Source organism: Micromonospora sp. ABR4_055 (assembly GCF_056160425.1).
This window is the reverse complement of the sequence record NZ_JBSWXD010000172.1, coordinates 1-12,942: the sequence shown is the minus strand read 5'-3', so window position 1 is coordinate 12,942 and position 12,942 is coordinate 1. Positions and strand designations below refer to the sequence as shown.

14 protein-coding genes and 2 pseudogenes are annotated in these 12,942 nt (G+C 70.6%); 7 read left to right on the top strand and 9 right to left on the bottom strand.

The features are described from left to right. Nucleotides 1-349: 349 nt before the first annotated feature. Nucleotides 350-1,387, top strand: coding sequence for an NAD(P)-dependent alcohol dehydrogenase (locus ACXAHD_RS27745; protein WP_475054287.1), 1,038 nt, complete (start codon nt 350-352; stop codon nt 1,385-1,387). Nucleotides 1,388-1,547: 160 nt separating this feature from the next. Here ACXAHD_RS27745 and ACXAHD_RS27740 read toward each other — a convergent pair whose 3' ends face one another. The 4 genes from ACXAHD_RS27740 to ACXAHD_RS27725 all read right to left on the bottom strand — a co-directional run bounded on the left by ACXAHD_RS27740 (nt 1,548) and on the right by ACXAHD_RS27725 (nt 6,425). Next, nucleotides 1,548-3,773: a hypothetical protein gene (locus tag ACXAHD_RS27740; RefSeq protein WP_475054285.1), complete on the bottom strand. Its 2,226-nt coding sequence runs from the start codon at nt 3,771-3,773 to the stop codon at nt 1,548-1,550. Then, nucleotides 3,770-4,126, bottom strand: coding sequence for a PadR family transcriptional regulator (locus ACXAHD_RS27735; RefSeq protein ID WP_281553219.1), 357 nt, complete (start codon nt 4,124-4,126; stop codon nt 3,770-3,772). The genes ACXAHD_RS27740 and ACXAHD_RS27735 overlap by 4 nt, the downstream gene beginning before the upstream one ends. Before the next feature lie 85 nt (nt 4,127-4,211). Beyond that, nucleotides 4,212-5,519 carry a CehA/McbA family metallohydrolase gene (locus ACXAHD_RS27730; protein WP_289212162.1) on the bottom strand — a complete coding sequence of 436 codons (1,308 nt, stop codon included), beginning with the start codon at nt 5,517-5,519 and terminating at the stop codon, nt 4,212-4,214. A gap of 228 nt (nt 5,520-5,747) precedes the next feature. Then, the gene (locus tag ACXAHD_RS27725) at nt 5,748-6,425 is read right to left on the bottom strand and encodes a class I SAM-dependent methyltransferase (protein ID WP_289212161.1); all 678 of its coding nucleotides are present in this window, start codon (nt 6,423-6,425) and stop codon (nt 5,748-5,750) included. Nucleotides 6,426-6,503: 78 nt separating this feature from the next. On the opposite strand from ACXAHD_RS27725, the pseudogene ACXAHD_RS27720 reads away from it, so the two are divergent. Further along, nucleotides 6,504-7,260, top strand: a pseudogene (locus tag ACXAHD_RS27720) (helix-turn-helix transcriptional regulator). Here ACXAHD_RS27720 and ACXAHD_RS27715 read toward each other — a convergent pair. Further along, a complete protein-coding gene (locus ACXAHD_RS27715) occupies nt 7,205-7,816 on the bottom strand; it encodes a hypothetical protein (RefSeq protein WP_281553216.1) in 612 nt (203 codons plus the stop codon). The pseudogene ACXAHD_RS27720 and the gene ACXAHD_RS27715 overlap by 56 nt on opposite strands. A 301-nt stretch (nt 7,817-8,117) precedes the next feature. Between ACXAHD_RS27715 and ACXAHD_RS27710 the strand changes: the two genes are divergently transcribed. Next, the gene (locus ACXAHD_RS27710) at nt 8,118-8,627 is read left to right on the top strand and encodes a macro domain-containing protein (RefSeq protein ID WP_289212160.1); all 510 of its coding nucleotides are present in this window, start codon (nt 8,118-8,120) and stop codon (nt 8,625-8,627) included. Nucleotides 8,628-8,708: 81 nt separating this feature from the next. Beyond that, entirely contained in the window at nt 8,709-9,143 is a 435-nt protein-coding gene (locus ACXAHD_RS27705) for a VOC family protein (RefSeq protein WP_281553214.1), read from the top strand. Nucleotides 9,144-9,212: 69 nt separating this feature from the next. Here the strand turns inward: ACXAHD_RS27705 and ACXAHD_RS27700 are convergent, their stop codons facing one another. Genes ACXAHD_RS27700 through ACXAHD_RS27690 form a run of 3 tightly spaced genes read right to left on the bottom strand, consistent with a single transcriptional unit; the run spans nt 9,213 to nt 10,302 of the window. Then, nucleotides 9,213-9,629: a type II toxin-antitoxin system VapC family toxin gene (locus ACXAHD_RS27700; RefSeq protein WP_281553213.1), complete on the bottom strand. Its 417-nt coding sequence runs from the start codon at nt 9,627-9,629 to the stop codon at nt 9,213-9,215. 4 nt (nt 9,630-9,633) lie between these two features. Then, on the bottom strand, nt 9,634-9,903 hold the full coding sequence (locus ACXAHD_RS27695) for a type II toxin-antitoxin system Phd/YefM family antitoxin (RefSeq protein ID WP_281553212.1): 270 nt from the start codon (nt 9,901-9,903) through the stop codon (nt 9,634-9,636). A 21-nt stretch (nt 9,904-9,924) separates the two neighbouring features. Then, nucleotides 9,925-10,302, bottom strand: a complete 378-nt coding sequence (locus ACXAHD_RS27690; protein WP_475054290.1) for an SbtR family transcriptional regulator — start codon at nt 10,300-10,302, stop codon at nt 9,925-9,927. Nucleotides 10,303-10,352: 50 nt separating this feature from the next. Here ACXAHD_RS27690 and ACXAHD_RS27685 point away from each other — a divergent pair, with 50 nt between their 5' ends. The 3 genes and pseudogenes from ACXAHD_RS27685 to ACXAHD_RS27675 all read left to right on the top strand — a co-directional run bounded on the left by ACXAHD_RS27685 (nt 10,353) and on the right by ACXAHD_RS27675 (nt 12,043). Further along, nucleotides 10,353-10,520, top strand: coding sequence for an NmrA family NAD(P)-binding protein (locus tag ACXAHD_RS27685; protein WP_475054276.1), 168 nt, complete (start codon nt 10,353-10,355; stop codon nt 10,518-10,520). A 175-nt stretch (nt 10,521-10,695) separates the two neighbouring features. After that, nucleotides 10,696-11,205, top strand: a pseudogene (locus ACXAHD_RS27680) (NmrA family NAD(P)-binding protein); the annotation flags it as partial. 277 nt (nt 11,206-11,482) lie between these two features. Next, on the top strand, nt 11,483-12,043 hold the full coding sequence (locus tag ACXAHD_RS27675; protein ID WP_475054273.1) for a hypothetical protein: 561 nt from the start codon (nt 11,483-11,485) through the stop codon (nt 12,041-12,043). On the opposite strand, the gene ACXAHD_RS27670 is transcribed toward ACXAHD_RS27675, so the two are convergent. After that, a complete protein-coding gene (locus ACXAHD_RS27670; RefSeq protein WP_475054270.1) occupies nt 11,999-12,835 on the bottom strand; it encodes a helix-turn-helix transcriptional regulator in 837 nt (278 codons plus the stop codon). The genes ACXAHD_RS27675 and ACXAHD_RS27670 overlap by 45 nt on opposite strands. Nucleotides 12,836-12,942: the final 107 nt, after the last annotated feature.

The window sequence follows — 12,942 nt, the reverse complement described above, 5'->3', positions numbered from 1 at the left end:
ATTGAGAGGAGAAGGGGAAGAAAACAATGAGCCAACCCCCTTCCTCTTTTTTTCCGCCCCCCCCCCCCCCCCCCTCCCGGCGACCGGTAGGCCGCCGTCGATGCTGTCTGTCCTGTCACGATCCTGCTGCCCTTCCTCGTCGCCACAGGGGTGTTTACGCAGGTCAATAGGGTTGTCCTGCACCTGTCGCAACTCGGGGTACGGCGGTCGGACACCGGCGGATCATGGGATTGGCCGAACGTCTGAACACCTCGGTACGGACAGCCAGGTACCGCTGCTGTCCTGGTGATCGGAGGTGGTCCCGCTCCCTCTCAGCACGCTCACAGCGTGCCTGCACCATCATCGCCACATGCGAGCGGTGATGTTCGACGCGTACGGCCCGCCCGACGTACTCACCCAGGTCGACCTGCCGACCCCCGTGCCCCGTGGCGACCAGGTGCTGGTCCGGGTGCACGCCACCACTGTGACGTCCGCCGAGTGCGGGATGCGCAGGGGCGAACCCCGCTGGGGCCGGGCAATCATCGGCGTACGGCGTCCACGCAAGGGGATCCGGGTGCTCGGGCTGGAGTTCGCCGGCGAGGTCACCGCGACCGGGCCGGCGACCAGCCGGTTCCGGGTCGGCGACCGGGTCTTCGGCTTCACCGGCTTCGGTGTCGGGGCGAACGCCGAGTACAAGTGCCTGCCGGAGCGGGCGTCGATGACGACGATGCCGGCGAACGTGACGTATCCGCAGGCGGCTGCGACCGTCGACGGCTTCACCACCGCCTGGCACTTCCTGCACGACCTGGCCGACCTGCGGCCCGGTCAGAAGGTGCTGGTCGTCGGTGCCTCCGGCAGCATCGGCACGTACGCTGTCCAGCTCGCGAAGCATTTTGGCGCCGAGGTGCACGGCGTGTGCAGCGGCCGCAACGCCGAACTGGTCGGCTCGCTCGGCGCACACCGGGTGTTCGACTACACCGCCGAGGATTTCACCGCCAGCGGCGAACGCTACGACGTGGTCTTCGACACCGTCGGTCGCAGCTCGTTCGCCCGGTGCCGGCCGGTGCTCACCCGGCGGGGCTGCTACCTGCCGACGACCGGGCTGATGACGAACAGCCTGCTGGCGGCCGGCACGGCCGTCGCCGGCGGCCGGCGGATCCGGACCGGCATGTCGGTACGCAAGCACGCCGCCCTGGCCGCGCTGCGGGACCTGCTCGGCGACGGCCGGCTCCGGGTTGTCATCGACCGCAGCTACCCGTTGGCCGAGATCGTCGAGGCCCACCGGTACGTCGACAGCGGGCACAAGGTCGGCAACGTCGTGATCACCGTCGTGGACGGCGACGCCTCGCCTGAGTCGCGCCGCGCCGGGCACACGGCTCGGGAACCCAAGGTCTCTCCGCAGAGTTGATGCCACAGGTGCATCAAAATGCACCTGTGGCATCAACCCCGAACCGATGGCGTGACACTGCGTCGAGGTGGCGGACGACAACCCGGGCCGGCGTCGTCGTTACCCCCGGCCGGAGGCCCGCCGATCCGCAGCAGGTCCTGACCGGGCATCAGCGCCCGGTTCAGGCCGACGGATGCTGAGCGGGTGCCAGGCTGTCGTGGGTGTCCGGCGCGGTTGCCGGTGCCGACCGAGCGCGGTCGAGGCGGGTGGCGGCGACGTATCCGAGCAGCAGCCCGACGGCGATCGCGCCGGGCAGGTAGGTGATGCCGTCGTAGGCTCGCCCGTACTCCATCGGGAAGAGCGCGAGCCGGGACAGGGCAAGTGCGGCAAAGACCGTGCCGGGCGTGATGAGGAACCCGACGATCAACAGTGGCACGGTGAGAAGCAGGTGCAGGCCGACGCGTCGCGGGGAGGATGACCGGCTGTGTATCCCGACGACGGCCCAGGCCGCTGCGGGGACCGCGAAGGCTACGGGCAGGGTGACGACCAGGAAATCGATCAAAGGACGTTGCCCGTTCAAAGTGGGTTCGGGCGTGTACTGGAAGAAGAGGACACCACCGACTGCCGTGGTGAGGGCGAGAGCGGTTGGCAGCCGCCAGAACGGCCGGCGCAGCCGGCGCCTCGACGTGGCCAGGACACCCATGACGGCGATCACCGTCAGTACGGTGGGCAGGCCCACCGCGACCAGCAGCAGGGACGGGGGAGCCGATACCCCGGGCACGATGTAGAGCCGGGCCAGGAAGCCGCCCGGGACGAGGAACGCGGCCAGCACCGTGATGGTGACGACGAGGCGACGTGGTCGCGCGGGCGGCCGTCTGGTCATGGCCGGACGGGTCGAGGCCGCCCAGACCACGATGCCGACAACGAGCCCACCCGCAGCGAGCCAGGGCAGCAGCCGAGCATCCGCCCAACCGCCGCGCACCACCACCATGTTGACTCCCAGCAGTACGACCGAGCCGGCAAGCGTCGGTCGCAGTGGTCGGCCTCGGTAGGCGGCGGCGCACAACAGGCACAGCGCGGCACACACGATGCCGCACAGTTGCAACTCGTGCATCCACACCCGCCCCTCCTGGGTCGACCACCCCTGCCAGCCGGCGGGCTCCGAGGACGGCCATGAGCCGTTCGGTAGAGGGCCCGTCCAGGAGTTCTGTACCCCGATGTTGGGGGTCAGGTAGGCCAAGGTGACCGCCCAGGCCAGGACCGAGTAGACCGCACCGGCGAGGGCGGTACGGTGCCACCACGGGCCACGTGCGACAGCCGGGGTCTGGCCGGTCAAACCTGTGCTGGTCACGGTCGGGCTGGTCACGGTCGGGCTGGTCACGGTCGGGCTGATCCGTTCGGACCCACGCTGACCGGGGATGCCCCGGCCGGGATCGGGTGCCGTCGACGTGCTGGTCGCGGCGGCCTCGATCGGCCGGGCGAGTCTGATCGCATGGGCCAGGGCAAGCACCACCGAGACGAGGGTCAGATTGGGCAGGATCGCCAGGGCAGCCTCTATCGGCAACGAGGTGTCGAAGGCGTCGTACGTCAACAGCAGGATCGGTTCGCGTACCAGATTGGTGAGCCACCACCAGGGCTGACCCGCCGCTTCGGCCGGTGTCTGGGGTGCCACCAGCACCATCGTGTAGGCGCTGACCAGCATCAGGGCGGGAGCGGCCAGCACGGCCAGGCCGACGGCCGACACCAGACGCCTGCGGCGGGACAGCGCCGCGACGCCCGCCGCCACCGGCGGGAGCAGCACCGACAGACACAGTGCCACGACGACGGCGAACCAGGAGCCGTCCCAGACCCTGTTCGCACTACGGGCCAGCACATCGAGGGTGAGCAGGCCGGCTGTCACGGGTAGGGTCGCCCACCCACAGCCTGCCGGGCTGACCGGCCGGCCGGCACGTCGTCGCAGCAGCCGCCGGGCCAACAGCGTGCCGACGACTGCCGCGATAAGGATGTAAGCCACATAGCTCACGACGAAGAAGGTAATGACCGAGGCCATCGGTGTACGCGCCACCGCGTCGGTCGGCCAGGCCAGGGAGGACACCGCCATCGCTGCCGTGACCAGCACGAACAGCGGCGCAAGGAACAGCCATCCCGCGTGTATCTGGGTGGGTGAGGGTCTGGGCAGCCGGGGCAGCGGTACCGGATCCGCACCCGGTGGGCGGGCGAGCGCGAGACTGGCCGCGAAGCGGAGCTGCCGCCACTTCCGCAGCGCAGCGACAGCGCTTTCCTCATGGCCGAGTGCGTACAACTCGCCGGCCCACTCCCGGCTCATCTCCTCGCGCAGGTGTGCCGGCCAACGCCGTGCCGCCACGGCCAGCAGCCAATCGGCGATCCGCTGCGTCAAGGTGCTCACCACCCCGGCGCCGACGTGAAGGTCGCGGCGTCGGCGGCCCGGGTGCCACCGGCGCCGCGCGGGCGCAGTTTCGCCCGCAGGGCGGCGAGCTCGGCGCGGGCCGCCACCGCCCCCTCCGGCGTCAGGCGGTGGTAGCGCCGGGCAGGCCGTCCTTCTCTGCTGGGGTCGATGTCCTCCCAGTCGGCCCGTAGCCAGCCCGCCTCCTGCAGCCGGGCCAGGATCGGATACAAGGTGCCGCTGGGCTGGCCGGTGGCCTGCATGAGTTCCAGGCCGTACCGGCCGGCCTGCGGATCGTCGAGTAGTACCGCCAACACCTGAGCCACGCTGGTGGTGACCCGGACACGCTCAGTCATACGTGGACCATACTCGGTCTTCTACATAGGGGCTATCCCTCAAACTGGTCCGGGCGCCTACCGACGTTGCCTCCGCAACCTCTGATCAGGGCTGCAGCCACCATGGACTGCTGTACGCCACCCCGAAGTCGTTGCACGGGTGCCCGGCCGGGCCGGGCGTCGGGTTGACCAGCTCCGGGTCGGAGACCCGCAGCACGATCCAGTCGCCGTCGGCGACGTCGAGCGGCACCGTGAAGTCGGCGACCGACCCGGAGACGGTGTCGACGACGTCGACGACGGTCGGCACCGACGTCCCGGGACGCAGCACCTGGATCCGCAGCGGCTTGCCGTCCCAGACCGCTCCCCGGTCCAGGTCCACCTGGAACCGGACGTCACCGGCGGCCAGACCGAGGACCCCTCCCATCCGTACGCCGTTGGCGGCCGCGTCGAGCCGCAGGCCGGACACCCGGGTGGCGAAACAGCGGCGGGCCGCCATCGCCTCGAACACCGCCGCGCGGGTGTTCTCGGCGACCCACAGACCGCTTCGGCCCTTGCCTTCGTGGAAGCCCCAGGTGGTGCCGTGCTCGTCGGTGACCCCGGTCAGACCGGGCCGCCAGCCGGCGTTGAGGCAGGCCACCAGCGGCGAGGCCGTCCGGGACGACCAGCCCTCGAACAGGTAGTCGTCGGTGCGGTTGAACATCTCCAGGCCGACGAGCTGCTGCCGCGCCGAGGCGTCGTACGAGAAGTTGTCGAACCGGCCGATCTCCCGGCCCGGGTGGTTGAAGCTGGCCAGGCCACCGGGCCGGCCGGTCAGCCACCGGTAGAGGCTGCCGGGGCTGCCGGCCCGCAGCAGGTCGGCGAAGTCCGAGGTGTTCCACACGTTGATGTGACCCTGCAACGGGTGCGACCACTCGAAGCCACGGATCGCGGTGAACTGACCGGGGTCGTCGGCCGCGTTGGCGAGGTCTCCGGTGGCCCGCCACTCGGACTGGCTGAGCCCGCTGATGGCGAACATCGTCGCGTGGTCGGTGAGCGCGGCGACGTCGAGCCCGGCCTCGCGCATCGAGGCGAACGCGTCGTCGGCGCTGCCGTCCCCGTCGGACATGACGGTGTGGTTGTGCAGGTCGGCGTGGACCAGGGTGGTCCCCTGGCTGATCCGCGACGCCCGGGAGGCGCCGGGTGCGGCCACCGCCGTCGCGCCGGCCGACGTCGCACCGGCTGTCATCGCGGTGGCGGCCCGCGCGGTGCCGGGGACGGCGGCGAGCATCAGCATGCCGCCGGCGGCGGCCAGCATCGATCTGCGTCCGAGGCCACCGGCCGGGTGCGTGGCGGGGTCGATCTGGCCGTACGGTATCTGGCCTGTCTGGTGGTCGTCGGGTGTGTGATGGCAGCGGTGGGGGCGTGATCCACTCATGCCAATCATTAGATCGATATAAGTCTTTCCAGCGCGCTGCGCCGAGTTGTCCGGCAGACGAACACCGCACGTCTCACCCGCCGACTGTGGTTCAGCATGATCACTTAACCTGCAGCTGGGAGAGCATCGGCGTGGCGCCCAGCAGAACGTTAAGTGATCATGGGGGCAGAATGCCTGACTGGCGCGACCCACTTGGCGCCTGGGCAGGGTGCTACCGCGCCGCCGGCCCTATTTGCCATGCTCCGTCGGGCCCATGGCGCGGTAGAAGACGAAGCTGGCGATTCGACCGAGTCGACCGCGGCTGCGGCCGTTCTCCGTACCGCCGGTAAGGCCGGCCTCGGCCAGCGCGGCCAGCACCCGCTCGGGCCGGCTGGCCACCAACCGGGGGTCGTTGTGCAGACATCCGGACCCGTGGCCCGGGGCCGTACCGTCGATGTCGACGACGTGCAGCTGACCGCCGGGGCGCAGCACCCGGCGGACCTCCCGCAGCGCGCGGCCCCGTTCCTCATCGGCCAGGTGGTGCATCATGAGCGCGGACAGCACCCGGTCGACGCTGGCGTCGGGCAGCGGCAGGTCGCCGGCGAAGGCGACCTCGTAGCGGATCGGCAGCTTGGCGCGGGCGGCCTTGCGCTGGGCCAGCCGCAGCGCGCCCTGGTCCGGGTCGATGCCGACGGCATCGACGTCCGGCTGCCGGCGCAGCAGCGCCCGCAGCAGGTTGCCGGTGCCGCAGCCAATCTCCAACACACGCTGGCCGGGCCGGATCTCGGCCCGGTCGAGCAACTGCTGGTGCATCCTCCCCGCGCCGACGAGCCGGCTGAACGGGTCGTAGATCGGCAGCAACCACTGCCGCCCCATCGCGGGCAGGTAGTGCTGGTGCGGACGACTGCCGCTGCCCTGTCCGGTCATGTCACTCTCCTAATGTCGGACGAGATTCGGTCACTCTTCCCAGCATCGGCCACTGACCGCAGCGTGGCATCGGCGAGGTTGTGGAGACGATGCGACAAAGTTCGGATCCGGCTTCCCGCCGACGCGCACACCCACGAATTCGTCGCGCTCTGCTACGCCGAAGGACCGACGCAACGGTGTGCATCGACGATCGGACCTGGCCGGTGACCGACGGGGGATCTGCTCATCGTCGCCCCGGGCCAGGTCGTCTCCTTCGGCGAACGGCCCGAACAGCTCGACATCGACGGCTGGGTGGTGTGGTTCCCCGCCGACGCGGTCCGGCCCGGGACCGCCGGGGCGTACGCCTCGTGGCGGACCCACCCGCTGCTGTTCCCGTTCGCCCGGGGCACCGACCGGGCGCAGCGGCTGCACGTACCCCCGGACGACCGGGCGACCTGGTCCGGGCGCTTCGCCGCGCTCGCCGAGGAGCTGCGGGTGCGACGCGACGGCCACCAGGACGCCGCGCTCGCCCATCTGACCCTGCTGCTGGTGGAGGCGGCCCGGTTGTCGACCAGCGTCGCCGACCAACTGCGAGCCTCGGACGAACCGCTGCTCGCGGCCGTCTTCGACCTGAGCGAACGGCGCATGCAGCAGGCCCGCGTGCTGCTCACCGAGACCTCGCTGACCGTGGCCGCGATCAGCCACCGGGTCGGATACCCCGACGTCAGCTACTTCATCAAGCGGTTCCGGGCCGAACACTCCGTCACCCCCGGCGCAGTGGCGGGCCGCTGCTTCTTCCGTTACGGCAACTGCTTCAGCTCGTCGACAACGGTCCGCCGCACCACCGCCTGGCTGAACGTCACCGTGCCGACCGGGATGATGCTGTCCGGCACCGCCGTGGTGTACACCGACCGCGACCCGAGGTAGGTGTGGTCCTCCCGGTCGAAGATCCACTCGTGGCGGACGCCGGTGCCTTCCTCCACCCGGGCCACCGCGACGCCGCTGCGACCGATCGCGTCGGTCCCATCGTCGCCGATGGTGGTGAACGCCTGGTGGTCCGGGTGGTTGCCCTGCCCCCGCGTCTCGGCGTAGATCCACTCCAGCAGCACCTCCGGATCGATCGGCAGCGTGGTCAGCCGGTCGTACGCGCCGAAATGCGGCACCGCGTCGCTGTCGAGGGCGATGCCGGCCGGCTCGTTCAACTCGTCGACCAGCCAGCCACGGTGGCCGTCCGGCGACAGCCGCACCTGACGCTTGTGCAGCCTTGGCGTACCAGTCGGGGTTTCGCCGGTGTCCGCGTTGAGGGCTTCGTACGTGTCGGCGATCTGGCTTTCGATGTAGATGAACTGGTCCGGCCGTACCGGGCCGGTGGCCCGGGTGGCGGCGACCAGCGCGATCTCGTCGAGCAGCACCGTCGCGCCCTCGGCGGTGCCGGCGTCGGGTCGGCGACCTGCGCCGGGCCGGCGGCGGACTGGTCGGGACCGGCGGTGGTGCCCGCTGGGCCGGCCGGATCGCCGCCGGGGTTCAACGCCAGGCCGACGACGGTCAGACCGGCCAACGCTCGCCGAAGGCGGCGGGGTCACCGGCCCGCGTCCGGGCGCGTAGGACCGTCGTCATGTCCTGTGTCTGTCCGCCACCACCGGCTAGGTTCCCGCTCGGCGGGTCACCACAGCGGCAGCTTCATATTCCCGGCCGGTGTGCCAGGATCGCGTCGTGGCAGTCATCGAGGTCGTCGTCGGCGACATCACCCGTGTGGACGTCGACGCCATCGTCACCGCCGCCAACGAGTCACTGCTCGGCGGCGGTGGTGTCGACGGGGCCGTCCACCGTGCGGCCGGCCCCCGCCTGGCGCGGGCCGGCGGCGCGATCGCCCCCTGCGAGCCGGGCGACGCCAAGGCTACGCCGGCGTTCGACCTCGACCCGCCGGTACGGCACGTCATCCACACTGTCGGGCCGGTCTGGGAAGGCGGCGGCCACGGCGAAGCCGACATCCTGGCCTCCTGCTACCGGCGCAGTCTGCGGGTCGCCGATGGACTCGGCGTGCGGGCGATCGCCTTCCCCGCGATCGCCACCGGCGTGTACGGCTTCCCCGCCGACCAGGCCGCCCGGGTCGCCGCCGTGACCCTCGCGGCCACCCCGACCACCGTCGAACGGATCCGGCTCGTAGCGTTCGACGAGGACACCGCAGGGCACCTCCATGCCGCGCTGGCCTTCAGCTGCTGATCCGACGAGAGGCATCAAGCCGATGTACCGCCGGGGCGTGCCCAGGGCGGACGAGGAAGGAAACACCTCTATGGTGGGCTGATGGCGTCGGTCAAGCAGTTCCAGATCACCTTCGACTGCGCACGACCGGAGCGCGTCGCCCGCTTCTGGTGCGAGGCGCTGGGGTACGTCGTACCGCCGCCCCCGAAGGGGTTCGCCGGTTGGGACGACTTCGACCGCGCACTGCCGCCCGAGCGTCAGGGCTCGGCGTTCGCCTGCGTCGATCCCACCGGGGTGGGTCCACGGCTGTTCTTCCAGCGCGTGCCCGAAGGCAAGACCGTCAAGAACCGGCTGCATCTCGACGTACGGGTCGGCACTGGTCTCGTCGGTGACGAGCGCGTGGCCGCACTCGAGGCCGAATGCGCCCGACTGGTCGCGCTCGGCGCGGTACGCGTACGGCTGCTGCGCGCCGACGGTGTCAGCGAGTCGTGCCTCGTCATGCAGGACGTCGAGGGCAACGAGTTCTGCCTCGACTGAGCAGGAGGAGACGGGTGACCGCCGACCGTACGCGGATCCGGTGACCCGCGACGGCCCCGGTAGGAATGGTCAGGGACGCGGAACCGACCGCACGTCGACCAGGTCGGCCAAGCCGACGAAATCGTCCGGGTTGGTCGTGTAGAGCGGTAGCCCGTTGACCGTCGCCACCGAGGCGATCATCAGATCGGCGAGCCGACGCCGAGGCTTACGGCCGGTGCCGAGCACGGCCGCGCAGATCATCCCGTATGCACGGGCGGCCTCCGCGTCGAACGGCAATGGGTCGAAGGTGGCCTCGGCGTGCTGCAGGACGTTGAGTCGCCTCGCCCGCTCGGCCGGGTCATCGGTGTGATGCGGGCCGGCCGACAACTCCGCGAGGGTGACCGCGCTGATCACGAGTTCGTTCGGCAGGTGGTCGGGGTCGAGCGCGGCCAGATGCACGACGATGTTCGTGTCGATCAGGCCACGACCCGCAGGTGCATCAGTCAAGTTCTCACCAGTCACGATCGAACGGATCCTGGTCGACCGCGTCGTCGAGGTCAGCCCGGAGCCGCTCTGCGTCGAGGACGGGGGCAGTGGCGAAGGCCGCCATCGCCTCGGCCCGTGGGACGAAGGTCCGTCGGCGCAGTGGGATGAGCCGGGCGATCGGGGTGCCGTTGCGGGTGATGACGTACGACTCGCCGCGCTCGACGCCGCGCATGATCGCACCGGACTCGTTGCGTAGCTCGCGCTGGGTGATCTCTCTCGGCATCGGTTCAGCCATAAGCACAGCCTAACAGCTGTGCTACGAGGTGCTACAGCCTCGCCGCCAAAGCCCGACCTCCTGCGGGCTCAGCCGTCGCTGGCCGTACGGCGGCAACCTCGCCAAGTTCGGCCAGCACCCCGACCTGCGGGCGTACCTGCTCGCAATCAGCCGTTGCGCCTCGGCCGCGCTGGCCGATTCCGTAACCAGCGCGATCGCGTTGACGAGGGTCACCAGGTCGGCCATCGCGACGTCCGGGCGTACGGCTCCGTTGTCGACGGCCCGTCGCAGCAGCGGTTCGCCGGCCGCCACGAGCATCGCGCCGCAGGACTCGTCCTCCGGTGGCACCTGCAGCAGCGAGGCGACCAGGCCACGGGTGGTCGCGTTGTACGCCGCCAGCTCGCACAGCCAGGTCGTCAGCGCCTGGCCGGCGTCCGGCGGGGCACCACCCCACTCACCCAGGAGGAAGCTTGACCGTCCTTGTCATCGGCACGACCGGCAAGCAGGGCGGGGCCACCGCCCGGGCCCTGCTCGACCGGGGTGTCGCGGTGCGCGCCCTGGTCCGGGGCGACCTGGACGACCCCGCGTCGCTGCTCGCCGCCGCCACCGGGGCCGACGGGGCCTTCTCCATCCCGTAATCTGCAGGGCGACGCCGAGCTCCGCCGGGGCCGCAACGTCGTCGAGGCCGCCCGCAAGGCCGGCGTGGCACAGTTCGTCCACAGCAGCGTCGCCGGCGCTGGCGACTTTCACCGCAACCAGCCCGGCTGGGCCGAGGGTCGCTGGGAACGGCACTACTGAGAGAGCAAGGCGGCCGTCGACGAACTGGTACGCACCGGCGGCTTCGCCCGTTGGACCGTCCTCAAGCCCGCGACCTTCATGGAGAACCTGATCGGCTGGTCCTACATGTTCGGCGACTGGTCCAGCGGCACCATCGTCACCGCCTTCGCCGAGGACACCCGCATCGTCTGGGTGGCGGTCGACGACATCGGCCACGCCGCGGCCACCGCCTTCACCACGCCGGGCACCCTCGACGGTCTGGACGTGGAACTCGCCAGCGACCTGCGTACGATGACCGAGGTCGCCGCGATCCTCAGCGCGGTCACCGGTCGGACCGTCACCACCCCGGTCCTCACCCCGGAGGAAGCGGTGGAACGCGGGCTGCCGCCGTTCGCGGTCAACGCCGCCGAGCAGATCAACGAGAACGGCTCCCCCCGCGTGTCCGGAGATCGCCCAGGCGCTCGGCCTGCCCACCACCGACCTGCGCACCTGGGCCCGACGGACGTTCTCCCGACCCGCGCTTGTGGAGGTTCGTCACCTCGATGATGCCCATGGGGACCAGCGTGGCCCGCCGCCGGGGTTGCCGGATCGCCCAGCCGGCACCGAGGTCGGTCGATCCGCGCATCAACCAATCGGTTGACCCCGCAGCCCGGCCGCTGCTGCGCTCCGGCGGCGGGGTCGCTGTCATCACCAACGGTAGGCCGCTGTGGTTCAGCTCGGACCAGGCCGGGTCCGGTTTCACCGGACCCCCTTCGGGCCGTGGCCGGCGCAATACGACGTTCGTCCCGTTGGCCGGCGCGCCGTCCGTCCCTAAGGTGCGACCATGGTCAAGTTCCGGTCCCGCCTCGCCTTCATAGCCGCCCTCTCGACGATCGCCCTGGCCGGGTGCGCCGATTCGGGCTCCCTCACCGAGCCCGACGATACGACCGCCAGTCGCGACGACGGGACCGCTGCGGCTGCCGACACGCAACCGGGGTCCGACACCCCGCCCGGCGACGGCTACGAGCGATCAGACGAAGGCACCGGGACGGTCACCATCGCCGGCACCACCCACGAGGACTTCGAGGGCGAGTGCGAGTTCACCAGGAGTTTCGGTGCGCAGCCCGTCCCGGATCCGTTCGCCGAGGACGTCCGGCTCATCCTCGGCGTCGACAACTTCGACTCCGGCGACCCCGACGCCCAGTCGTTCACCGCCATCTCAAATCGGACGTTCCGGCACGTCAACGCGGAAAGCGGCTTCAAGAGCACCTTCGACTCGATCGACGTCACCGGGCCGGTCACCGAGGGCACGAGTGCGGACATCGCACTGGTGCGGCTGGTGGGCTCGACCAGCGCCGGCTCATCGGTCGAGATGGAGATCGTCTGCATTCTCGACAAGCCGTGACTCCTGGAAACCATCCGGCCCGCCCGTCAGCCGGGATCCGAGCAGCGCCGCAACCAGAGCCGCCCGGGACTGCACGCCGGCAACGCGGAACGTCGCCTCCAGGTGCTTGCGCACCGTGGAGGCGGTGATGCCCAGCGCCCTGCCGATCTGCGCGTTGGTCGCGCCGGCGATGACCAGCCGGGCGATCTCGGCCTGCCTGCCGGTCAGGCCCAACTCCTGGCAGCGGCGGCGCCGCACGGCGTCCCGGTCGCGGAACATCAGCGAGTACGGGCCGACTGCCGTCGTAGCGACCATCGCCTCGACCGGGCAATCGGCGGCACCGAGCTGGATCGGTCTCGTCATCCTGCCGACCTGCCAGCGCGACCCGATGGTCTCGCGGAGCCGCCGCCAGAACGACGTCGAGGTGAGGTCGGCTCCAACGCGCAGGTCGAGCCCGAGCCGGTCACCGATCGCCACTGCCTCCACGCTCGTGGTCAGCACCGTGCCGCCCTCGGCGAGCCGGACCCCGGTCCAACCGTCCGCTGTCAGGAGGAGGTCGTTGGCGCGGGCCCGTCCCGACCCGCTGACCAGCCGGTGCAGGTTGATCAGGTGCGGACGCAGGTCGCCGAGGACCTGATACTCGTCAGCGCTGAACGGAGTGCCGTCGCGGTTGACCGTGAAGGCGGTCACCAACCCGGGCTGGTTGAGGACGCCCAGTGCGACCTGACTCTCGACGCCGTTCACGGCGTAGAACTCCCGGAAGAGCTCGGTCTGGCGGAATGTGTCGTCCGGGTCGACGTCCGCCCAGGACACCACCGAGCCGTCGCCGCTAGACGAGTAGTTCCGAAGTCAGGGGTCGATGTCCGGGCATGAGGAGAGGGCATCCAAGATCATGTTGTGACGCAAGACCTGGACACCCT